This is a genomic window from Pseudofrankia inefficax, assembly GCF_000166135.1.
GTDB lineage: Bacteria > Actinomycetota > Actinomycetes > Frankiales > Frankiaceae > Pseudofrankia > Pseudofrankia inefficax.
This window is the reverse complement of record NC_014666.1, coordinates 1928038-1951010: the sequence shown is the minus strand read 5'-3', so window position 1 is coordinate 1951010 and position 22973 is coordinate 1928038. Positions and strand designations below refer to the sequence as shown.

At 72.8% G+C, this 22973-nt stretch carries 16 protein-coding genes; 10 read left to right on the top strand and 6 right to left on the bottom strand.

The window, feature by feature from the left end; all coding sequences use genetic code 11:
* Positions 1-89 precede the first annotated feature (89 nt).
* The 3 genes from FRAEUI1C_RS07810 to FRAEUI1C_RS07800 all read left to right on the top strand — a co-directional run bounded on the left by FRAEUI1C_RS07810 (position 90) and on the right by FRAEUI1C_RS07800 (position 1906).
* Positions 90-935 (top strand): class I SAM-dependent methyltransferase, encoded by an 846-nt coding sequence (locus FRAEUI1C_RS07810; protein WP_013422754.1) that lies wholly within the window; start codon positions 90-92, stop codon positions 933-935.
* Between the two features lie 63 nt (positions 936-998).
* Positions 999-1343: a hypothetical protein gene (locus tag FRAEUI1C_RS07805; RefSeq protein WP_013422753.1), complete on the top strand. Its 345-nt coding sequence runs from the start codon at positions 999-1001 to the stop codon at positions 1341-1343.
* Entirely contained in the window at positions 1340-1906 is a 567-nt protein-coding gene (locus FRAEUI1C_RS07800; protein ID WP_013422752.1) for a DUF5698 domain-containing protein, read from the top strand. Before FRAEUI1C_RS07805 ends, FRAEUI1C_RS07800 begins: the two co-directional genes overlap by 4 nt.
* Before the next feature lie 208 nt (positions 1907-2114).
* On the opposite strand, the gene FRAEUI1C_RS07795 is transcribed toward FRAEUI1C_RS07800, so the two are convergent.
* A complete protein-coding gene (locus FRAEUI1C_RS07795; RefSeq protein WP_013422751.1) occupies positions 2115-2807 on the bottom strand; it encodes a TetR/AcrR family transcriptional regulator in 693 nt (230 codons plus the stop codon).
* A 60-nt stretch (positions 2808-2867) separates the two neighbouring features.
* Here FRAEUI1C_RS07795 and FRAEUI1C_RS07790 point away from each other — a divergent pair, with 60 nt between their 5' ends.
* Both FRAEUI1C_RS07790 and FRAEUI1C_RS07785 read left to right on the top strand, forming a co-directional pair.
* Positions 2868-4310 (top strand): MFS transporter, encoded by a 1443-nt coding sequence (locus FRAEUI1C_RS07790; protein WP_157734859.1) that lies wholly within the window; start codon positions 2868-2870, stop codon positions 4308-4310.
* A 64-nt stretch (positions 4311-4374) separates the two neighbouring features.
* Complete coding sequence (locus FRAEUI1C_RS07785; RefSeq protein WP_013422749.1) at positions 4375-5211, top strand: DNA-formamidopyrimidine glycosylase family protein; 837 nt, start codon at positions 4375-4377, stop codon at positions 5209-5211.
* 44 nt (positions 5212-5255) lie between these two features.
* Here the strand turns inward: FRAEUI1C_RS07785 and FRAEUI1C_RS36000 are convergent, their stop codons facing one another.
* The 3 genes from FRAEUI1C_RS36000 to FRAEUI1C_RS07770 all read right to left on the bottom strand — a co-directional run bounded on the left by FRAEUI1C_RS36000 (position 5256) and on the right by FRAEUI1C_RS07770 (position 8085).
* On the bottom strand, positions 5256-6578 hold the full coding sequence (locus FRAEUI1C_RS36000) for an OmpA family protein (RefSeq protein ID WP_013422748.1): 1323 nt from the start codon (positions 6576-6578) through the stop codon (positions 5256-5258).
* Positions 6579-6781: 203 nt separating this feature from the next.
* On the bottom strand, positions 6782-7456 hold the full coding sequence (locus tag FRAEUI1C_RS07775; protein WP_013422747.1) for a hemerythrin domain-containing protein: 675 nt from the start codon (positions 7454-7456) through the stop codon (positions 6782-6784).
* Between the two features lie 290 nt (positions 7457-7746).
* Entirely contained in the window at positions 7747-8085 is a 339-nt protein-coding gene (locus FRAEUI1C_RS07770; protein ID WP_013422746.1) for a DUF1330 domain-containing protein, read from the bottom strand.
* Between the two features lie 91 nt (positions 8086-8176).
* Between FRAEUI1C_RS07770 and FRAEUI1C_RS07765 the strand changes: the two genes are divergently transcribed.
* Positions 8177-8791 (top strand): TetR/AcrR family transcriptional regulator, encoded by a 615-nt coding sequence (locus FRAEUI1C_RS07765; protein WP_013422745.1) that lies wholly within the window; start codon positions 8177-8179, stop codon positions 8789-8791.
* A 100-nt stretch (positions 8792-8891) separates the two neighbouring features.
* Here FRAEUI1C_RS07765 and FRAEUI1C_RS07760 read toward each other — a convergent pair whose 3' ends face one another.
* The gene (locus FRAEUI1C_RS07760) at positions 8892-9578 is read right to left on the bottom strand and encodes a winged helix-turn-helix transcriptional regulator (RefSeq protein ID WP_013422744.1); all 687 of its coding nucleotides are present in this window, start codon (positions 9576-9578) and stop codon (positions 8892-8894) included.
* Positions 9579-9632: 54 nt separating this feature from the next.
* Here FRAEUI1C_RS07760 and FRAEUI1C_RS07755 point away from each other — a divergent pair, with 54 nt between their 5' ends.
* The 3 genes from FRAEUI1C_RS07755 to FRAEUI1C_RS35995 all read left to right on the top strand — a co-directional run bounded on the left by FRAEUI1C_RS07755 (position 9633) and on the right by FRAEUI1C_RS35995 (position 12370).
* A complete protein-coding gene (locus tag FRAEUI1C_RS07755) occupies positions 9633-10982 on the top strand; it encodes a 4Fe-4S binding protein (RefSeq protein ID WP_013422743.1) in 1350 nt (449 codons plus the stop codon).
* A gap of 155 nt (positions 10983-11137) precedes the next feature.
* Positions 11138-11818, top strand: a complete 681-nt coding sequence (locus FRAEUI1C_RS07750; protein ID WP_041259024.1) for a class I SAM-dependent methyltransferase — start codon at positions 11138-11140, stop codon at positions 11816-11818.
* A 69-nt stretch (positions 11819-11887) separates the two neighbouring features.
* Positions 11888-12370, top strand: a complete 483-nt coding sequence (locus FRAEUI1C_RS35995) for a potassium channel family protein (RefSeq protein ID WP_013422741.1) — start codon at positions 11888-11890, stop codon at positions 12368-12370.
* Positions 12371-12446: 76 nt separating this feature from the next.
* Here FRAEUI1C_RS35995 and FRAEUI1C_RS07740 read toward each other — a convergent pair whose 3' ends face one another.
* Positions 12447-14093, bottom strand: a complete 1647-nt coding sequence (locus FRAEUI1C_RS07740; protein ID WP_013422740.1) for a GMC oxidoreductase — start codon at positions 14091-14093, stop codon at positions 12447-12449.
* 1629 nt (positions 14094-15722) lie between these two features.
* Here FRAEUI1C_RS07740 and FRAEUI1C_RS07735 point away from each other — a divergent pair.
* Positions 15723-22970, top strand: coding sequence for a type I polyketide synthase (locus tag FRAEUI1C_RS07735; protein ID WP_013422739.1), 7248 nt, complete (start codon positions 15723-15725; stop codon positions 22968-22970).
* Positions 22971-22973 lie beyond the last annotated feature (3 nt).

The window sequence follows — 22973 nt, the reverse complement described above, 5'->3', positions numbered from 1 at the left end:
TTTCAGGCCCAGTCAGGAACACGGCCAGCTCGCGGAACCACCAACCGGCCCGAGCCGGCCCGAGCCGGCCCTACGAAGGAGAACATGCGATGACCGTCAGCCCGACAACGACGTCCGGTCCGGATCTGGCCGCTGTGAAGGCGAAGCAGCAGAAGACCTGGTCCAGCGGCGACTACTCCGTGATCGGCAGCCGGATCGTGCTGCAGAGCGAGCTGCTCGTCGACGCCGCCGACCTGCGCCCTGGCTGGAGCGTGCTGGACGTCGCCTGCGGCGCCGGCAACGCGGCGATCGCCGCGGCCCGCTCCGATGCCCGGGTCATCGGCGTCGACTACGTGCCCGAGCTGCTGGCCAGGGCGCGCGAACGGGCCGCGGCGGAGGCGCTCGCGGTCGACTTCCAGACCGGCGACGCGGAGGCTCTCCCGTTCCCGGCGGAGTCGTTCGACGCCGTCCTCTCGGTCTTCGGGGCGATGTTCGCGCCCGACCATGCCCGGACCGCCGACGAGATGATCCGGGTGACCCGGCCCGGCGGCGTGATCGGCCTCGCGTCCTGGACGCCGGAGGGCTTCATCGGCGAGATGTTCCGGACGATCTCCAGCCATGTGCCGGCGCCGAAGGGCGTCGCGTCGCCGCTGCTGTGGGGCACCACGGACCATCTGGCCGAGCTGTTCGGGCCGGCCGCCGCCGAGATCAGGTCGGTCGAACGGACCTGCGTGTTCCGGTTCGCCTCGCCCGAGGACTTCGCCGGGACGTTCCGCGCCTGGTACGGCCCGACCCTCAAGGCCTTCGAGGCGCTGGACGACGCCGGCCGCACGGCGCTCGCCGCCGACCTGGCCGGCCTCGCCCGCCGGTGGAGCCGCAACCCCGACGGCCAGACCGTCGCGCTGCCCTCCACCTACCTGGAAACGATCATCACGCTGCGCAACGCCGACGCCTGAGGCGCCGGCTGGACGGGCGGCCCCCGCGCGGGGCCGCCCGCACGACCTCATCGAAGGACCCTCATGTTTCCCCTGCACACCGAGATCGCCCTGCGCCTGGCCCAGGAGCATGCCGCCGAGGAGCGGCGGCGGGCCGCGCGCCACCGGCTCGCCCGCGAGGCCCGGGTCGGACCAGGCCGGCTCGCGGCCCTGGCCGGGTTCCTGCGCCAGCGAGGCGGTCGACCGCCGGCCGGCGAGACGCCACGGCCCCGGACGGAGCCGACCCTGGCGCCGACACCGCCCGGCGCCAGCGCGGCCGGCCCGGTGGCCCCGGCCGACCACCTCGTGATCCAGCCGATCGGGCGGCCGAGACTCCCGTCGGCCCCGAGCGCCGAGGCCGGCGCCCAGCGAGTGGAGTCCCGGCCATGACCGACGCGTTGCGGCCGCTCGTCATCATGGTGCTGGTGGTCACCGAGGTCGGCCTGTGGCAGTGGCGGGTGATCCTCACCGGCCGCGGCGCGAAGGGCTTCCCGACCGTCCTGGGCGTCGTCGGCGCCGTCCTGCAGATCACCGCGATCGCGCAGGTCGTCGCCTACGTCCGGGACCCCCTGACGGTCGCCGCCTACGCCCTCGGAGTCGGCGGCGGCGTCCTGATCGGGGTGATCGTCGGGACCCGGTTCACCCCGGAGGCGGTCAGCGTCAACATCCTCACCCGCCAGCCCCGGCTCGACGGTCAGCTCCAGGACCGCGGCTGGCCGGTCACGTCGTACGAAGGCCACTCCGCGACCGGCACCGTGCATCTGCTGCAGATCGTGGTCGACCCTCGATCCTGCGGCGCGCTGCTCGCCGACGTCACCGAACTGGCCCCGCAGGCGTTCTGGACCACGGAAAAGGTCCAGTCCGGCCCGAGCCGCCCCCGCCCGGCCGAACTCCTCGGCACCCGTCCAACCCCCCGGCCGCGCCTCGCGACCGTCACCGTCGGCCAGGCGTAGCCTGCCCCTCCGGAAAGGCTGGCCCTGGGCCAGCCCGGAGCGCCGGGGTCCAGCGAGGTCGGCCCGCCCGCTTGATCGTCGTTTTGGCCCTCGCATGGTCACCAAACCGCTGCGGTTACGGCCACGCGAGGGCGAAAACAGCGATCTTGCCGGGCCGGGGGGGGTTGCTGGCGCCAAAGCCTCGGCCGGGGGTGGCTGGCGCCAGAGCCTAGGCCGGGTGCGACTCGCCGGGACGGGGTGTGATGGTCAGGCCCTCGACGAGGGTGTCGATCGCCCAGGCGCGGCGGGCCTCGTGGTCTCCGCCCACCAGGGCGGCGGCGCCGAGCCGGCTGAGGATGGGGTGGCGCCGGCTGTCGGCGCCGGCGAACTCCGCCGTCAGGTCGTCGAGCTGCTGGCCCTGGCCTGGTTCCTCCCGGGTGCCGAACTCGGCGGCCATCGCGGTGGCCTGCTGCAGCAGGATGTCGACGCCCCAGGCTGCCCTGGGCTCCGGCACGCCGCCGGCGACGAGCAGCCGGATGACGAGCTCGACGAGGTCGAGGTAGTGCGGTCCCCTCGGCCAGGTGGTGACCGCGGACCGCGCCAGACCGGGCTGGCTCATCAGCAGGTCGACGTAGTCGATGAGCACCGTTCGCAGTCGTACCCGCCAGTCGCCTCGCCCGTCCCAGGAGACGTCCAGCTCGGCGAGCAGACGGCCCAGCAGCAGCGAGTACAGCTCGGTGTTGCCGGCCACGTAGACGTACAGCGACGCCGGCCCGGTGTCGAGGTCGGCGGCCAGCCGGCGCAGCGTCAGCTTCTCGAAGCCGTCGCGCTCCAGCACCTTCATCGCGGCGTCCACGATCCCGTCGCGGGTCAGCGCGGGCTTGGCGGGGCGCTCGCGGCGGCTGCGGGGGGTGCCTGGCATAGCGTCATCCTAGTCGGAACGAACTTGTTCGTAACGAACATGTTCGTTACTCTCGACCCCATGACCGATATCGCCTCCCCCGCAGTTCCGGCCACCCCCGCCGTTCCAGCCAGCACGACCGCCGCGCGGCACCGCGTCTGGCCGATCCTGCTCGTCGTGCTGCTCGCCGACGCCCTCGACCTGATCGACGCGACGATCACCAACGTGGCCGCGCCCTCGATCGTGCGCGACCTCGGCGGCGGGTCCGCCCTGGTCAAATGGCTCGGCGCCTCCTACGCGCTCGCCCTCGGCTCACTGCTGGTGCTCGGGGGCCGCCTCGGTGACCGGCTCGGGCAGCGCCGGATGCTCCTCGTCGGCATGGCCGGCTTCGTCGTGGCGTCGGCGGTCGCCGGCCTCGCGGTCGACCCGGCGATGCTGGTCGTCGCGCGCACCTGCCAGGGGGCCTTCGGGGCGCTGCTGATCCCCCAGGGAATGGCGATCATGACGAAGACCTTCCCGCGCGACGCCCTCGCCAAGGCATTCGGCGCGTTCGGCCCGATGCTCGGGATCTTCGCGGTCGGCGGGCCGATCCTCGCCGGCTTCCTCATCGACGCCAACCTGTTCGGACTGGGCTGGCGGCCCATGTTCCTGATCAACATCGTGCTGGGCGGCGCCGGCCTGATCCTCGCGGCTCGGGTGCTGCCGCGCCTGGAGCCCGACCCGTCGGCCCGCATCGACCTGCTCGGCGCGCTCCTGCTGGTCATCGCGATGTTCGGCGTGCTGTACGGCCTGATCACCGGCTCGTCGGACGGCTGGCACACGATCCCGATCGCGTCACTCGCGGTGGGTCTCTGCCTTTTCGGAGCTTTCGCGGTCCGCCAGGCGACCACGGCCGAACCGCTCATCAAGCCCACGCTGTTCCGCAGCCGCGGCTTCGTCTCCGGGCTCGTCGTCGGCCTGCTCGTCTTCGCCGCCTTCAACGGCCTGATGTACGTGATCTCGCTGTTCTTCCAGCTCGGCCTGGGCTACTCCCCCACCCGGACCTCCTTGGCCCTCCTGCCGCTGACCATCGGGATCATCATCGCCGCCGGCTCCTGCATGGCCCTGATCACCAGGCTGGGACGGACCCTCGTCCTGGCCGGACTGCTGCTCACCGCCGCCGGAGCGGCCCTCATGCTGTGGGTGGTCGCCTCCGCCGGTCTCGCTGCCACCTGGTGGCAGCTCGCCCTGGTCACGCTCGTGATCGGCCTCGGCGCCGGGACCTGCTTCAGCTCGATCTTCGACACCGCCCTCGGCGACATCGACCACGACGAGGCCGGCGCCGCCAGCGGGTCGATCAGCGCCGTCCAGCAGCTTGCGGCCGGAATCGGGTCGGCGACCGTCACCTCGATCTACTTCGCCGCCGTCGCCACCGGCCAGACCCACGCGGTCATCCGCGGCGTCGCCGTCGTCCTCGGGCTGTGCGTCGTCTGCCTCGCGGCTGTTCCCCTCCTGCCCCGCAAGGCCGCCGCGCTGGAGCACTGAGCCGGGGGTTCGGTCTGCCGGCCAGGTAAGAATCGAAAGACAGGATCGTTCTAGGGAGCCGCCCGTGCCTGAAGGAGACACCGTCCTGCAGGCCTCCCGCCGGCTGCACCAGGCGCTCGCTGGCCAGGTCCTGTCCGTGAGCGACTTCCGGGTGCCGCGGTACGCGACCGTCGACCTGACCGGCGGCACGGTGCTGGAGGTGGTGCCTCGCGGCAAGCACCTGCTGATGCGGTGTTCCGGCGGCGTCACGGTGCATTCCCACCTCCGGATGGAAGGCGCGTGGCGCGTCTTCGCCGCCGGCGAGGCATGGCGAGGCGGTCCCGGCTGGCAGATCCGGGCGGTGCTCGGCAACGCGCGGCACGTCGCGGTCGGCTATCGGCTGCCCGTTCTCGACGTCCTGCGGACCGCCGACGAATCGAAGGTCGTGGGCCACCTCGGTCCTGACGTGCTCGGTCCGGACTGGGACCTCGCCCGGGTGCTGGCCAACGCCCGGACCCACCCGGAACGCGAAATCGGCTCGGTCCTGCTGGATCAGACCGTGCTCGCGGGGCTCGGGAACGTCTACCGGATCGAGGCGTGTTTCGTCGCGGGACTCTCGCCGTGGACCCGAATCGGCGACGTTCCCGAGCTCGACAGCGTCGTCGATCGAGCCCGTCAGCTGATCGTGCTCAACGCGGAGCGACCGGTGCGGGTGACGACCGGGTCGGCCCGGCCGGGCGAGCAGCTGTGGGTCTACGGCCGCGGCCGGCGGCCGTGCCGCCGGTGCGGCACGGCCATTCGGATGGCCGAGCAGGCTCCCAGCGACGCGCCCGAGGAAGGGCGCGTCACCTACTGGTGTCCACGCTGCCAACGCGGGCCAGCCCCGGTCGGCGCGAGCCATCCGTCGAGGCCACGCCGGTAGGCCGCGGTCCTCTCGCCGCGGGCCCGGAGGCGGCTGCGCCCTCGTCAGCCGGACGCCACCCGTGCCGGAAGCGCCTTGGCGTAGCCGCCGACCACGACGTCGATCGACTTCTGGTTCGCGGGCAGCGGCCCGAACAGGGCCCACTGGACGAGGGTGCCGCCGGCGGGAACCGTGTCGGCGCCGGTGCCGTTGGCGAGCAGCCCCCACCAGGACGGCGTGAAGGCACAGGGCCGCAGCCGGCCGCCTGTCGCCGTGGCGAGACTGAGCTCGCCTCCGTCGTCGGCGCGGATGCCGTCCGGTCCGACGCGGTTCGGGTCGTTGTAGTAGCCCAGCTCCCTGTCGGCGGTGCCGGAGTTGTGAATCGCGACCTGAGCGAGAGTGAATCCGGGAAGGGCCGTGACGGTTTGCACCGCGGGGGTGAGCGGGGTCCCGTCGAGTGAGACATTGGGCGCCTCGCTGGTGGGCGGCGGCTGCGACGTGTCGCCCGTCGCCGCGTCGACCGTCAGCTCGACCCGCCGGTTGCGCGCGCGGCCGTCGGGGTTGTCGCTGCCGTCCTGGTGGGTGTTGGGCGCGACCGGGCTGGTCTCGCCGAAGCCCACGGCCTTGTAGGTGAAGTCCGGGCCGAGCGTCGCGGCTATCGCCTGCCGCACGGCGGACGCCCGTGCCAGCGACAGGGCCTGGTTGTCGGCGTCGGTGCCGATGGAGTCGGTGTAGCCGGCGATCGTGACCGTGCCGGAGGTGGCCGTGATCTGGTGGGCCAGCGCGTCGATCGCGCGGGCCGCGGACGGGGACAGGGTCGAGCTGCCGAAGGCGAACAGGACGTCGCTGGGCAGGCGGAACGACGTCTGGGCCGGGGTGGCCGCGGCCGGGTCGGTCTCGGTCGCGCAGACCAGCGGCGCGACCGGTGGGTCCAGCTCGTTCGGCGGCGAACTCGGAACGTGCAGGACCGGGTCGTCCTTGAGCGCGGCCGAGCCCTGGGCCTGGATCGGCACCTCGACCGGGACGAATCCGTCGACCAGCACCAGCATCGAGGTGGCCTCCGCCGGTGGCGCCGGGAAGACGAGGGTGACCGTCTCGGTCTGGCCGGCCGCGACGTCCTTCTCCGTGGTCGCGCTCGCGCGGGCCTCGTCGGGACCGGAGCCGTCGATGTCCGGGTTGGCCTGTGGCGTGCGCTGGGTGGCATACCCGGTGCCGCGCGGCAGGTCGACGAGGAACGCGATCACATGGGTGAGCGGATCCGTGCCGAGGTCGGCTGGGCTGATGCTCTCCGTGCCCTGATTGGCGAACTCGAACTGCAACGCGAGGTCGGTCGTACCGAGCCGGACCAGCCGCGGGTCGCGCGCCGCGACCCGCACCCCCGTGGACACCGAGGCGTCCTGCGCGCCCCCGCGGGCAGGGGCGGCGTGGTTGGCCGTCGGGACCGCCGCCGACGTCGCGGCCCGCGAGACCGCCCCTTGAGCATGACGCCCGTCAGGACCAGCGCATCCCGCCGACGCCACAGCGAGCAGCGCCGCGGTCGCCGCCGTCGCCGCGAGGACGTGACCGGCGCGTCTGCGGGCTGGTGGCCTGGTCACCGGGTGCCTCGGTTCGCCATCGCCACGTCGATTCCCGCCCGCTGGTGCGCGGTCTCCCGCCGGTGCCTGGGCTTTCCGACCAGGCGGCAGAGGACGCGCACGGGCGGCGGGAGGTGGCCGAGAAATGCCCGCGCCTCGTCGGAGCTGGCCTCCTCCAGAATGTGGGCGAGGAAGACCAGTGAACGTGACCGGGGCATCGACGCCAGGCCGCGCCGGCCGAGCTCGGCCCATTCCGGTGGACTCAGCTGTTCCGCCGCGACCGGAAGTAGCTGTTCTTCCTCGTCGTCCAGGTGGACGGCAAGCTGGGACGAGATCTCCTCGAGGAGCGCGGCCAGTTCGACGGTGGCACTCGTCGTCGGTGCCTGCGCCCAGACGGGCAGGGCCCGTTCGACGGTGTCCAGCAGGGCGCTGATCTGGGCGTGCTCGATTTCCATGCGCCGCAGCGGGCCGGCCTGAGAAGGGGCGCGCTCCCGCAGCCTGGGCCAGAGCAGCTCGTCCTCGCCCTGGTGGTGATAGTGAAGCGCCGAGACCATCTCACGGGCGTGGTCGTGCACAATCCGTACCCGCCGGCCGTCGTCGGCGAAGACGCCGGTGACCATCCTCGGCAGCAGGCCGAACTCACGCCTGAAAGCACGATGCACGACGACCATGTCATGAGTGTTGACTGCCATTTGTTGTCTCTTTCTCGACATCGAAGCGTTCACATTCGACCCACGGGCCGAAGCCGGGCGCGGTCGCGCCGCCAGGATTACTTGATCGCTGTTTTGGCCCTGTGATGGTCGTGCCGGGGGCATTTCTACGACCACCTCAGGGCCCAGACGGCGATCACGACCGGTGCGCGGGCCGAGCGATGCCCGGGACAAGCGGGAGCACGGAGGTCATAATTACTATATTAATGATAGTATTTTCATGGCAGGATTGAGCTGTCGGCCACCGGACTCAGTCGGCAGCCGCGGGGAGATCAGCCGCCGGCGAGCGACCGGAGTACGCGCACCTCGACGGACTCGGTGCGCACGCCCGCCGCGGCCGTCTGCCGCTGAACTCCCAGACGGGAGCGCCACGCCGCGGCCGCTTCCGCGGACGAGAACGGGATGATCACCATCACCTGGCCGGCCCCCTCGTCCTCGATCAGGACGAGGGGGTCGCCGCCACCGGCGGCCCGGCGGGCCGGCGTGCTTGCCGAGAAGTTCTCGAACCAGCGCGGGATGTCGGCCACAGCCTGGCGCACCACGAGGTAGCTGATCGAGCCTCCCGGGTTCGGGATGGCGGGCTGGTGGCTCACGGTGCCGGGTGCGTTCATGACGTGTCGTCTCCAGGGGTTGGGGGCCTGTCTGCGGCCGAATCCAAAATGGCACATGTGTGCCACGATGGCAAACATGTAGCATTCTGGCATGGCAGCAGAGAGCCCCGTCCTGTCCAACCAGCGGCGTCGCACCAGGGCGGCACTGCTCCAGGCCGCCGGTCGCCTGCTCACCCAGGGCGTCACGCCGACTGTCGCGCAGGTCGCCGACGAGGCCCTGGTCAGCCGGCGGACGGCCTACCGCTACTTCCCGACCGCCGACCAGTTGCTCGCCGACGCGGCGCTGGAGCTGACGGCCGGCGAGGTCACCAGCCGGATCACCGCGACCGACCCTGTCGACCGCGTCGACGAGCTCGTCTCGACGATCAACCAGATGACACTGCGCAACGAGCAGTCGCTGCGCACCCTCGTGCGGACCACGCTGGACGCGCCGCGAGACGCCGACGGCCCGCGCCGCGGCCTGCGCCGCATGGCGTGGATCGAGCAGGTTCTCGAGCCCGTGCGGGCCCAGCTGTCGCCCACGGCGTTCCGGCGGGTCGCGGCGGCACTGGCACTGACGGTCGGCATCGAGGCGCGGCTTTCGCTGGTCGACGTCGCCGGGCTGACCGACGACGAGGCTGACCTGGTCAGCCGCTGGGTGGCGCGGATCATCGTCCAGGCGGCGCTCGCCGATCCCGGGGACGCCACGCTGGCGCAGGAAGCTTGAGGGTCAGAAATCCCCGAGGGTCAGGGCACCTGAAGGTCAGGGCACCTGAAGGTCAGGGCACCTGAAGGTCAGGGCACCTGAAGGTCAGGGCACCTGAAGGTCAGGGCACCTCGACCGGCGGCAGCCGCGGGAAGTCGGCGAGCGCGTCGAGAAACCTGGCGATCTCGCGGTCGCCGCCCTGGAGGCGGACGCCCGGGTGACCGGCGGCGCGCGCCGGGTGGAGGGTGGCGAAGTAGGCGGCCAGATCCCGCCTGTCGCCGCTCAGCTCGACGCCCGGGTTCGGGGCCGCTCCGGCGGTGAGCGTCCAGCGACCGCCCCGCCCGCTGAGGGTGTAGACGTCGTCGTGGTCGAGCGTCCGGAAGACCCAGCTGACCGGGCCCACGTCGAGCCCCCAGCGGTCCAGGAACAGGCGCACGCCGTTGAGCAGGTGCTCCGGGTGGGCCGGTTCACCGGGCACGGGGGGCGCGGCGAGATGGCGCAGCCCCCAGAGCGACAGCTCCTCCAGCGCGGGCGCGAGGTCCAGTCCGACCGGTGTGAGGCTGTACCAGACCTCGCGGCGGCCAGGCTCCCGGTCGACCAGGACGAGCCCGTCCGACTCCAGGTCACGCAGTCGTTGCGTCAGGGTCCGCGGGGTGATGCCGCCCAGCCGGTCCATCAGGTCGGTGAAGCGTTTCGGGCCGGTCAGCAGGTCACGCACGACGAGCAGGGCCCAGCGATCCCCCAGCCGCTCAAGGGCCTTCGCGAGCATGCAGAAGTGCGCGTATCCGGAGCGCGGCGTGGTCGGCACTCGTCGAGTCTAATCCTGTCGTGAATATACTATCTCTATGATACTTTTCTCGGCATGGCGAACGAGACGCGACGGATCTTCCGAGGCACCGACGAAGCCGAGAACGCCCGGCGGGCGTACGAGGCCACGTTGACCGTCCAGCGGCCACGCGACCGGGTCGGGGCCGAGTGGCTGCGCGAGCTGTGCCTGCGCGCCGGGGCCGACGACGTCGGTTTCGTCGACGTCGACCGGGCCGGCCTGGGCGGGGAGTCCGCCAACGCCCGCCGGCTGTTCCCCGCCACCAAGGCGCTGATCTGCCTGGTCGGGATCTCCAACCGGGACGCGATCCGGTCCACCTCGCGCGCGACGGCGAACAACGCCTGGCACCGCACCGGGGAGAAGCTCGAAAGTGCGGCGGCGACCATCTGCACGCTCCTGGCCGAGGCCGGTGTCCGCGCGGTGTCGACCAACATCGGCTTCCCGATGGACGTCCAGGCCCCGCCCGGCGAGGTCACCTGGGGCATCGCGCAGAAGGTCGTGGCCGTCGAGGCGGGCATGGGCCACATGGGCATCAACCGCAACGTCATCCATCCGAAGTTCGGGAACTTCCTGCTGCTCGACACGGTCCTGATCGACGCCGAGATCGACGCCTACAACCAGCCGCTGGACTACAACCCATGCCTGGGCTGCAATCTGTGCGTCGCGGCCTGCCCGGTCGGGGCGATCAGCAACGTCGGCGAGTTCGACTTCTTCGCCTGCCTCGGGCACAACTACCGTGAGTTCCCGTTCAGCGCCGCCGACTGGGTCGAGGCCGTGGCCGCCGGCGACGCGAGCGCCTACCGCGCGAAGTTCCGGGACGACGAGACCCAGTCGATGCTGCAGTCCCTGGCGTTCGAGCCGGCCTACAAGTCCGCCTACTGCATGGCGGTCTGCCCGGCCGGCGAGGACGTGATCGGCCCGTATCTCGCCGACAAGGCGCGCTTTCGCAACGACGTCCTGCTTCCGCTTCGCGGGCGCCCCGAACCGGTCTATGTGCAGTCAGGCACCCAGGCGGAGCGGACGGCCACGCGCAACCCCGCCAAGCGGGTGCGTTACCTCGACTTCAAGCCTGACGTCTCGACCGTCGCCAACTTCGCCCTCGGGCTGCGACACATGTTCACCGGGAACGTGGCACAGCAGGAAAGGCTCCGCGTCGCGTTCCGCTTCCCCGACGGGACCCTGCTAGCCAGCCTCGAGAACGGGAAGCTGACGACGGGGCCGCTCGACGACGCACCTGTCGACGCGGCCGTGGTCTGCGACGCGCCCGACTACATCAGGATCCTGCACAGCCCGATCGTGGGCCGTCCCGAGTACACCGCGCCGGAGCGCTACACCGTCACCGGCGACCCGGCCGCGCTCCGGAGCCTGCTCGCGTGCCTCGACTGACCCGCGAGCCAGGACGGGTTGGACCATCCGCGCGGGGCCGACCGTCCCCGCGTGCGTCTCAAGCCCACGGCCGCGCCCTTCGGCGGTCGCGAATCCGGTTGCCGGATCGCAAACAGGGCTGGTGAGTCAGGTGCGTGATACGCAACGATGGCCTGGTGACCGACAACATCGTGGCAGGATCGCCTGCTTCTCCCCTGCTCCCGGCCGCCGGCCGGTACGTCGGTGATCCCGAGGTGGCGGCGAACTGGGATCAGCGGTACGCCGAGCGGGAGCAGCTCTGGAGCGGCCAGGCCAACGGCGCGCTGGTGGCCGAGGTCGCCGGGCTCACGCCGGGGCGGGTGCTGGACGTCGGCTGTGGCGAGGGCGCGGACGCGGTCTGGCTCGCGCGCCGCGGCTGGGACGTGACCGCCCTCGAGGTCTCGGGTGTCGCGCTGGCGCGGGCGGCCCGGCACGCGGCCGACGCCGGCGTCACCGTGCGCTGGGTACACGCCGAGCTGACGCACGCGGCGCTGACGCCCGGGTCCTTCGACCTGGTCTCCGCCCAGTACCCAGCCCTGCTGCGCACCCCCGATGCCGCGGCCGAGCGGGCGTTGCTGGCCGCGGTCGCCCCCGGCGGTGTGCTGCTGCTCGTGCACCATGCCGGGATGGAGACCAGGGAACGCCACGACGACGGCTTCGACCCGGCCGACTACGTCTGGCCCTCCATGGTCGCCGCGCTGCTGGACGAGGACTGGAAGGTGGAGCTGGACGAGCAGCGGCCACGCCTCGCCCCGGACGGCGGCGCAGGCGCGCATCATGCCGACGACGAGGTGCTACGCGCCCGCCGGCTGCGCTGAGTCACCGCCACCCGCGGCGAGAGGCAGGCGGCCGGGAGCCAGCGCCCCGGACGACGGGAGGGAACGAGGATGCAGGTCCTGCGCAGGATCCTGCGGCGCTACTCGTCCCAACCGCTGTCGGCGCGGCGGGCGATGCGGGTGATGGTCGCCGCCACCACCCTGACGGTCCTGGTCGGCGGGGTCGCCATCCGGCTCCTGGACGCGCGGAGCTTCCCCAACATCGGGGTTGGCATGTGGTGGGCGCTGCAGACCGTCACAACGGTCGGCTACGGAGACGTCGTGCCGAGGACGGCGGTGGGCCGGTTCATCGGCTCGCTGATCATGCTGGAGTCGATCGCGTTCCTGGCCATCGTGACCGCCTGGGTCACATCCAGCTTCGTCCGGCGCGCTCAGGTCGAACGAGCACCGGCGGCGGCCCTCACCCACCTCACGGCCGGCGAGGGACCGCCGAGCCCGGACACCGCCGCCCTGCTCCGAACGATCGACGCCCGACTGCGCCGCATCGAGCGTGCCCTCGACGCCGGCGCCGACGAGCCTCCCCCACCCGTCTAACCGGGCGAGGCCCGGCGGGACGACCTGAGGTAGGACTGGGCCTCTCCGCGGGGCCGGCCCCCTCGGGCCGGATTGGCTAGAAGACGGTGCCGATGTCCTGGGTGACGATTCTGGCCATGCTGTGCTCGGCGAGGGCGGCGATGGTCATGGAGGGGTTGCAGGCGCCGGTGGAGCCGGGGATGCGGGCGCCGTCGAGCACGTAGAGGCCGCGTTGGCCCAGGACCCGGCCGTAGAGGTCGACCGCCGAGCCCATCGGGACGCCGCCCAACGCGTGCCAGGTCGAGTTCTGGCTGGCATTGGTGTCGATCATGCTGCCGCCGCCGGCCTTGGCGAGGTTGTTGACCTTCGTGGCGATCAGCGACTGGAGGGCGGAGTCGGCACCGGTCGGCCAGGTCAGGACGGCGTCGTCCGTCGTCGCGTCGTAGGCCCAGGTTCCCGCTCCGGGGACGATGCCGAAGCCGACGACGGTCATCACCCGCTGGCCCTGGAGGGCGGCGGGCGGCGCGCCCGCGTGGATGATCTTCAGCGGGATCGGGCTGAGCGGGTCGCTTCCCCCGACGCAGGCGGGGCCGCCCTGGACGCTGCCCGGGTCCTGCGACATCCCGATCCACTCGTAGATGCGGTCGCCGTTGTTGCCCCACTGGGTGCCGATCGCGGACGGCAGGTTCGGGATGAGGTGCTTGCCCTTGGCCTTGACGAGCAGCCTGGTCGTGCCCGGGGAGCCGGCGTTGAGGAACACGGCGTTCGCGGTGATCGTCTTGTGTTCCTGGACGTTGCCGGCGGTGTCGATGCGATCGACGGACAGCGTCCACTTGCCCGCGGTCAGGGCGATGTCGCGGACGATGTGCAGCGTCTGGACCGTCACCTTGCCGGTGGCCTCGGCGGCGGCCAGGTAGGTGACGTCGATCGAGTGTTTCCCGCCGTTGTTGACGCCGAACGCGATGTCGCTGTTGGTGTAGGCCGCGTTGTAGGTCCCGGCCAGCTCGCCGCGCACGAAGCTCCAGTCGATCGGGAGCGGCACCTTGAAGTTCTGCAGGCCGGCCTGCGGGGCGACGCTCTGGAAGATCCTGGAGGAGGTGTACGGGCTGGTGGCGAGGATGTCGGCGGGGATCGTGGAGATCCCGAGCATCGACGCGACCGTCGGGTACCACTTCGAGTTCAGCTCGGTGTAGAGACCGGCCGCCAGCGGCATCGACCGCACGAAGTCGGTCAGGCTCGGTTGCAGCGTCATCCCGTGGTACATGATCGATCCGCCGCCGACACACGCCCCGCAGTTGACGGTCATGTTGTTGCCGTTGATGACCTCAAGAACGCCCGTGTAGGGCGCCCAGAGCGGGACGGCCGGAGCGCCCGGCACGGGCGCGTAGGGCGACAGCCAGGCCGACCGGTTGTCGAGGTTCGCGAGCGTCGCGAAGGTGTTCGAGTTCGGCCCGGTCGGCCACCGCAGGCCCCGCTCCAGCACCAACGTCGGGACGCCTGCCTGGCCGAGCCGCAGCGCCGTGACGCCGCCCCCGAACCCGGTGCCGACCACCACGGCCCGGGCGGTCACCTGCGTCGTCGGCACCGTCGCCGCGCGCGCCGGCGTCGCGCTGCCCACCAGCCCGCCGAACGCGGCCACACCGACTCCCGCGGCGGCCCCACCGATGAACTTTCGGCGGTTGAAGCCCCCCGGTGTCGCGGGCTCGGCCGGTTCGGATAACTCCGGAGTTACCTCATCGGACATGCTGTGCCTCCCACTCTCGTGCGTGGCGGTGTTCAGGTTCGCTGGGCTGGCACCGTGCGCCAGCGGGCGCGCGGGTCCCTGTCTCGCGGCGCGCGACGTTCCCCACGGCGTCCGGGGGCGAGTCGCGCGCGGCAGTCCACGCGCGTTCCGCGCATCCGAGCAGCACGCGTATCCGAGAAGCAAAGGAGCCGTCGGAATACCCGGCGGTGCGCTGATCGGCGTCGATGCCCGGGGACGTGCCCGAGGACGTCGGCTCCCGCGACATGCCACGGCCAATTCCAGCCGGTGCGTCAGCCACCTGGCAGAGCGAACGTCTACGGCGCTTCCGACAAGACCGTCGGGCACCACGGTCCCGTGTTTCTTTTCGGCCCGGGAGGTGTCGCGGCCGTCCGGTGTGCGGGACACCCGGCGACCTTCCGCCGTTATGGATAGCACCCCGCCGACAGACCGGTCAAGGGATGCGGACACCGGTGGAATCGCCCGCGCTGGACACATGGAGTGCGCAACGAGAATGTCGACGAATCCACTATGTGAAGGCGGTTCGAGCGTGACCAATGGCGAAGCTGGTGGCCGGCCGCCACGAGGTCGACGGCGCCCTGCCGCGGCGATTCTGTGGGTCCTGAACCCGGGAGGTCGGCGTTTACCTGGGGCTTGAACGGTTTCTGGCGGCCGCTCAAATTCTGGGCGTTCGCTCAGCCTGGGCGAACGCCCAAAGATTGGGCGCCCGCCCAGCCCGACACATTCGTCGAGAGCCTGTGCATTCGCCAAAAATTAATGAGTACCCACTCATGTATGAGTGCACATACCGGGACGCAACGGGCATCAGCGACGGGCGGGCGGCGGCTCCGCAGCGACGAAGCCCTGGCGCCAGAGGCGATTGGTCTACCCCCACCCGTTGCTGGTAGGGGCCACGCGAGGTCCCGCACGGCGACCACAGGTGAAGATGCGACTTCATAACGTGTTCAGTCGTCGGCCCGTTGAGCGCGATCACCCCGCCTACCCATGAGCGCTACGTCAGTAAGCACTCACTTGCGCCGAGATGCCCCTTCCCTTACTGTCTGACCTCGCTGGGGGAAACAGGTGGCGATGAGGGGTTTCGAGGGTCGAGAACTGCGACGGTCACGGCGGGTTGTTCCAGGCGGACTTCTGGGGCAGGCGCCTTTCACGTCGGACGGTCTATGACTCGCGAGGCCGGCGTCAGGTCAGTTTGTAGACGCATTCGGCGCGGACACGGTGGGGCCCGGCGCCAGCCAGCTGGCACGGATCACCGGTCTTCTGGGTACTGATAACTTCATGACGCGATCACGCCGCCAGAGCGATCTCCACTGGCGCGGCGATCCGCGGTCCGGGTTTTGTGGGCTGGCGCCCCACCCGCGAGTCCACCGCCGCGAAGGCGGATAACAGCACACTGAGATCCGCGACATCAATCAATCCTCTCGATCGACGTTTGGGTAGCGAGCACCGCGCCGGATGCTGCGCTCACCTCAGGCTGCCCTCGCATACCCGGTTTCCGTCCGGCGCTCGTGTCGACGCGGCTGGTCGAGAACTCGATGACCAGCCGGATCGGCGCCGCCCTCGCTCGTTCCCAGCCGGCGCGGCCGGCCCCATGCACACCTCGGGAAGTGATCTGTGAAGGACTGCACCACGCGGGACGCGGCCGTCGAGGTCGACGCGCAGGCAAGGCCGCGCCGCCCAGCCGGACGGCGCGACGAGGTCATCGGGGTGAGCCCGCTGGGTGAGCCGGACCCCCGGCTGGTCGCGGCGATCAGCGGCGCCGGCGCCCTCGGTGTCCTGGATCTGGGGGCAGACCCCGCGAACGTCGCCCCGGCGCTGCGCCGCACGGCGCGGCTCGCCCGGTCGCCGTTCGGCGTGCGGGTCTCACACCTGGGCGCGGTCGACGCGGACGAACTGGCCCGCCACCGTGCCGACGTCGACACCGTCCTGCTCGCCGGCGCCACGCTGGCGCGGGGTGCCGCCCGCCGAATCCTGGACGCCCTGCCCGACGCCCGGGTCCTGGCCGAGGTGACCAGCGTGGGCGAGGCCGCACTGGCCGTCGCCGCCGGCGCCGACGGCCTGCTGGCCCGGGGCGCGGAGGCCGGCGGTCGGGTGGGCGAGCTCAGCTCGTTCGTCCTGCTCCAGCAGCTGCTCGCCGACGGCGGGCCGCGCACCGACGACGGAGCCGCCGTCCCGGTCTGGTGCTGGGGCGGGATCGGAGTTCACACGGCGGTCGCCGCGGTGACGGGCGGCGCGGTCGGAGTCGTTCTCGACGTCCAGCTCGGCCTGCTCCCCGAGGCCACCGTGACCGAGGCGACCGGCGCGACGCTGCGGCGGATGGACGGTTCGGAGACGGTGGTGGCCAGCGGATATCGGGTCTACCAGTCTCCGGCCGCGCGCCGGGCGGGCGAGGACGTCGCGGCCTGGTCGGCGGCGGCGGTCACGGCCGGGCTGGGCGCGCGGGACCCCGAGCGTCAGTTGCTTCCCGTCGGGCAGGACGCCTTTCTCGCCGCCGGGTTCGCCGCCCGGTTCGGGACCACGGCGCGCGCGGTGCGGGCGATCCGCGCGGCTCTGGACGCCGCGGCGGGGCCGGCGGTGCTCGCGGCCGCCGACGCCCTGCTGGCCGGCGACTCGGCGCTGTGCGCCTCGTGGGGAACCACCCGGCCGATCGCGCAGGGACCGATGACGCGGGTCAGTGACCAGGCCGGCTTCGCGCGCGGTGTCGCCGACGACGGCGCGCTGCCGTTCCTCGCGCTGGCCCTGGCCGACGCGGCGCAGTCACGCAGGCTGATGGCCGAGACCCGGGACCTGGTGGGTGCGCGGCCATGGGGCGTCGGCCTGCTCGGCTTCGCGCCCGAGGAGCTTCGCGCCGCTCAGCTGGAGGTCGTACGCGAGATCCGACCGTCCTGCGTGATCGTCGCCGGCGGCAGGCCCTCGCAGGCCGCGGACCTGGAGCGGGCCGGCATCCCGACGTTCCTGCACGTGCCGTCGCCGACGTTGCTGCGCCAGTTTCTCGACGCGGGTGCCCGGCGTTTCGTCTTCGAGGGCTCCGAATGCGGTGGCCACACCGGCCCGCGCGCGAGCTTCCCGCTGTGGGAGGCGCAGCTCGACGTTCTGCTCGACCACCTGGCCAGGACCGCGCAGGGAACCACCGCTGACGGCGAGGAGATCTCGGCTGGCGACGGACTGCAGGTCCTGTTCGCGGGTGGCGTGCACGATGCCCGCTCCGCGGCGATGGTCGCGGCACTGGCGAGCCCACTGGCGGCCCGCGGCGTCGGCGTCGGCCTGTTGATGGGTACCGCCTACCTGTTCACGCGCGAGGCCGTCGAGCACGGCGCCATCCAGGAGGAGTTCCAGCGCCAGGCGGTGGCCGCCGACCAGACAGCCCTGCTCCAGACCGCGCCCGGGCATGTCACCCGCTGCCTGGCGAGCCCCTTCGTCGACCGGTTCTACGCCGCCCGCGACGAACTGCGTGCCCGCGGCGTGCCCGATGAGCAGGCCTGGGAGACGCTCGAACAGCTCAACGTCGGCCGCCTGCGCCTGGCCAGCAAGGGGCTGGAACGCCGTGGGGACAAGCTGACCGCGGTCGGCCCGAAACGGCAGCGCGCCGAGGGCCTGTTCATGGCCGGCCAGGTCGCCGTGCTGCGCTCGGCGACCACGACGGTCCACCAGCTGCACGACAGCGTCACCGAGGACGCGCGCGGGTACCTGCGCGACCAGCCCCAGCGGCGACGAGACGGCCGGCCCGCGGCGGAAACCACGCCGCTGGACATCGCCGTCGTCGGCATGGCGTGCGTGCTGCCCGGCGCCTCGGACCTGGCCACCTTCTGGGCCAACGTCGTCGCCGGCCGGGACGCCATCTCGCCGGTACCGCCCGAGCGCTGGGATGTCGGCGTCTACGCCGAGGACGGCAGCGGCCCGACCGGGGAGAAGTCCCGCTCGAGGTGGGGCGGCTTCCTGGACCGCATCCCGTTCGACCCGCTGCGCTATGGCATCCCGCCGTCGGCGCTGGCCAGCATCGAGCCGGTCCAGGCACTCGCGCTCGAGACGGCCCGGCGCGCGCTGGAGGACGCCCGCCTCGCCCCCGACCGTGTCGACCACAGCCGCACGGGCGTGGTCTTCGGCACCGAGCCGAACAGCGACCTGTCCGCCGCGATCACCCTGCGCGCGCTGCTGCCGGCCTACTACGGCCAGGTGCCAGCCGAGCTGGACGACGTGCTGCCCCGGATCACGCCCGAGACCTTCACCGGGATTCTCGGCAACATCGTCGCCAGCCGGGTCTCCAACCGGCTCGACCTCGGTGGACCGGCCTACGTCGTGGACGCCGCCTGCGCCTCGTCGCTGGCCGCGCTGGACCTGGCGTGCAAGGAGCTGCGGTTCGGCAGCGCCGACGTGATGCTCTGCGGTGGGGCCGACCTGCACAACGGTGTCCTGGACTACCTGCTCTTCTCCTCGGTCGGCGCGCTGTCGCCGACCGGGCGGGCCCGTCCCTTCGCCGCCGACGCGGACGGCACGACGCTCGGCGAGGGCGTCGCCTGCGTCGTCCTCAAACGGCTCGCCGACGCCGAACGCGACGGCGACCGGGTCTACGCCGTGATCAAGGGCCTCGGCTCGGCCAGCGACGGCCGGTCCCTCGGGCTGACCGCGCCTCGGCCGGAGGGCCAGCAGCTGGCGCTCGAACGCGCCTACCGCAACGCCGGTGTCTCACCGGCCGAGGTGGGCCTGGTCGAGGCGCACGGCACCGGCACCATCGTCGGCGACCGCACCGAGCTGACCACCCTGACCAGGGTGTTCACCGAGGCCGGTGCCCGCCACGGTGGCTGCGCGCTCGGGTCGGTCAAGTCCCAGATCGGCCACACGAAGACCGCCGCCGGCCTGGCGGCGCTGGTCAAGGCCTCACTGGCGCTGCACCACGGCGTCCTGCCGCCGACGCTGCACGTCCAGACCCCGAACCCGGCCTGGGAACCGGACGTCAGCCCGTTCGTGTTCGCCGCGACCGCGCGGCCGTGGTCGCGGCCCGCCGCCGAACGCGTCGCCGGCGTCAGCGCGTTCGGCTTCGGCGGAGCGAACTACCACGCCGTCCTCGCCGGTCATGCCGGCGCCGTCGACGGCCGGCATGCGCTCGACCGGTGGCCCGCGGAGCTGTTCGTCTTCCGCGGCGCCACCCGCGCCGCGGCGTTGGCCGCGGTCGCCGAGCTGCGGGCGCTGCTGATCGCGAACGACGCCGCGGGCCGGCCCTGGCCGCTGCGCGACCTGGCCGCCACCACAGCCCGGCGAGCCCGGCCACCGAGGGGACCCGTCCAGCTCGCGGTCGTCGCCCGGGACCTCGACGACCTGGCCCACCTGCTGACCCGCGCCGCCGACGGCGACACCGACCCACGAGCGGGGCTGTTCGTCGTCGACGGCCCCCCGGTCGGCGGCCCCCCGTCGGATACCGGCCCGAACGTCGCCGGCGGCGCGGGGGACGTGGCGGTGCTGTTCCCCGGGCAGGGCAGCCAACGGCCGAGCATGCTGGCCGAGCTGTTCGTCGCCTTCCCCGAGCTGCGGGAGTACCTGCGGCTGGGCGAACGCTGGCAGGACGCGCTCTTCCCCCCGTCGATCTTCGGGGGCGGGCCCGCGTCGCAGGACGCCGAGCCCGCCGACGTGCCGCTTCGGGACACCCGGGTCGCGCAGCCGGTGCTGGGGATCGCCGGCCTCGGCATGTTCCACCTGCTGTCACGGCTCGGGCTCGCCGCGGACATGGTCGCCGGCCACAGCTACGGCGAGCTCGTCGCGCTGTGCGCCGCGGGCGCCTTCGCCCCGGAGACGCTGCTGGAGCTCTCCCGCCTGCGGGGCGAGGCGATCGTGGCGGCGATCACCGCACCCGACCCGGCCGCGGGCGGCACCACCCGTCCGGACCAGGGCGCCATGGCGGCGGTGCGCGCGACCCCGTCGGATGTGGACCGCGTCCTGGCCGATCCACGGGTCAACGGCCCGGTCGTGATCGCCAACCACAACGCGCCGGACCAGATCGTGATCTCGGGGCCCACGACGGCGGTCGAGACGGCGGTACGGCTGTTGCGGGACGCCGGCCACAGCTCGGTTCCGCTGCCCGTGGCCTGCGCGTTCCACAGCCCGTTGATCGCCGACGCCGCTGTCGCGTTCGCCGAGGCCCTCGCCGCCACCCCGCTGACCAGGCCGCGGCTGCCGGTCTGGGCCAACCGCACCGCCGCCCCCTACGCGGCGGCCGACGGCGCCGCCGACCCAGGCGACGCCGTGCGCGACGAACTCGCCGCGCAGGTGACGGCCCCGGTGCGGTTCGTCGAGCAGATCGAGGCGATGTATGCCGCCGGAGCGCGGGTCTTCGTCGAAGCCGGCCCCGGCCGGGTACTGACCGGCCTGGTCGACGCCATCCTCGGTGACCGGCCGCATCGGGCGGTCGCGTGCGACGGCCGACGCGGCGGGCTGACCGGCTTCCTGGACGCGGTCGCGGCGCTCCTCGTGGCCGGGGTGCCACTCGGCACCGGGTGGCTGCTGGACGGCCGTGACGCCGTCGACCACGCGTCGTCGGTTCCGATGGCGCCACCGCGGTGGAGCGTGGACGGGCGCAGCATCTGCCGCGCGGACGGCGAGCCGCTGTCCGGGGGCCTGCCGTCGGCCCGGCGGATACGACGGACAGCCGCGGCGCCAGCCGGGAACCCGGACAGCGTCCCGACGCCGCGCCAGGGCGTTTCGGTCACGCTCCGGGCCGACCAGCCTGTCGCCACGGGTGCGGCGCCGGCCGGTTGGCCCTCGTTCGACCAGGTGGAGGGTTCCAGGCCCGCGGACCGGGAGGCGCTGGTCAGCGAGTTCCTGCGAACCTCCCGGGACAACCTGGCCGCGCAGCGCGACGTGCTGCTGTCCTACCTGGGCGCCGGGCGCGACCAGGTCGCGGCACCGCCAGCCGTGACGGCGCGCCAGCCGGCCGCCGACGTCCTGCTGGCCGAGTGGAACGGCGCCGTCGACGCAGAACCGCTCGCCGGCCCGCCGCCCGCCGCCGACGTGCCCACGGCCGGCGCGGGCGGCGCCACGGCCGCGCCGCCGGCCCAGGTTCCGGTCGACGTGACGGCGCAGGTGCTCGACCTCATCGCCGAGAGCACGGGCTACCCGACCGACATGATCGACGCCGACCTGGATCTCGAGACCGACCTGTCGGTCAACTCGCTGAAACGCACCGAGCTCGCCGGTCTCCTCGTCGACCGGTTCGCGCTGGCCGACGCCGGCGGCGTCGACGAGCTCAGCCGCCTGCGGACGGTCCGGGGCATCGTCCGCTGGCTCGGCGAACGCGTCGGCGGCGACCAGCCCCGCCCCACCCCACCGATCGAGGTCTCCGTCCCGGAGGTCCCGGCCGGCACGGCAGAGGTCCCCGCCGGCACGGGCGTGCCGGCCCACGGCGCCCGTGGCCACAGCCCGAAGCGGTTCGTCCTCGCCCGACGGCCCAGCCCACTCGCCACCAGCGAGGTCGACCTGACCGGCACGAGCTGGGCGGTGATCGGCCGCACGGTGAACGTTCCAGGCCGCGAAGCGGTCCTGCGCCGGCTCACGGACCTGGGCGCCGAGGCGCACTTCCAGCTGGTCGACGAGCTGGCACAAATCGAGCAGTCGGACCTGGCCGGCGGCATCTACCTGGCCGCGCCACCCGGCAGCGACTCCCCGGATCTACCCGAGGCGTTCGGCGCGGTGCGCGCGGTGCTGCGCGGCAGACCTCGCTGGCTGCTGGCGGTCGCGCCGCCCGACGCCGCGCCGGCCGCCGGCCTGCGCGGCCTGTTCCGCACCCTGGGCCGCGAGTATCCCGACACCTTGATCAAGCTGGTCGAGACCGACGCTCAGGCCGGACCCGCCCTCGCCGACCTGGTCACCGCCGAGCTGGCCGAACCTCCGGGTGGACCCGTCGTCGTCGCCCACCGCGACGGCGCCCGCCTGACCGAGGAGCTGGCCGCCACACCCGCCGGCCCGCTCGCGACGGCCGGGACGGGACCGGCCGGCGACGGGGCCGCCGAAGCCGCGGCCCTCGGCCTGGACCAGGACTCCGTCGTCGTCGTGGTCGGCGGGGCCCGTGGGATCACCGCGGGATTCAGCGTCCTGCTGGCGGGCGCCGCGCGTTGCCACCTGGAGCTGGCCGGCCGCACCCCCGACATCGGCGACGACGAGGACCCCCGGCTGGCCGGGGCCCTCGACCGCAGGGCGCTCCTCGGTGCCGTCCAGGCGCTCGGCGAGACGACCCCCCGCGACGCGACCCGCGCGGTGGACCGGGTCCTCGCGCAACGCGAGATCCGCGCCACGCTGGGCGCCGCCGCGGCCCGCGGCGGCGACGCGCGCTACCACTCGCTCGACGTGCTGGACACCGAGGCGGTCCACCACTTCGTCAAGCAGGTGTTCGCCCAGCACGGCAGGATCGACGCCGTCGTCTACGCGGCCGGAGTCATCGAGGACCGCCTCGTCGCCGACAAGGACCTGGAGTCCTTCCGTCGCGTGTTCGACACGAAGGTGGCCGGGGCGCGGGCCATGCTCGCGGCCCTCGGCGAACTGCCCACACCGCCGCGCACCCTGGTGTTCTTCGGCAGCATCGCCGGCGTCCTCGGCAGCCGGGGCCAGAGCGACTACGCCGCGGCGAACGACGCGCTGGAGACCCTCGGCGCGGACTGGGCCCGACGGACCGGGTCGCGGGCCCTGACGGCGCACTGGGGCCCGTGGGCACCGGACGAGAGCCACCCCGGCATGGTCAGCGCCAGCCTGGAGTGGGACTTCGCCCGGCGCGGGGTGGACCTGATCGATCCGGAGGAAGGCCACCACTGCCTGCTGCGCGAGCTCGCCTGGGGACCCAGGGACCTGCGCGGCGTCGTCTACACGGCCTCCGGCTGGTAGCCG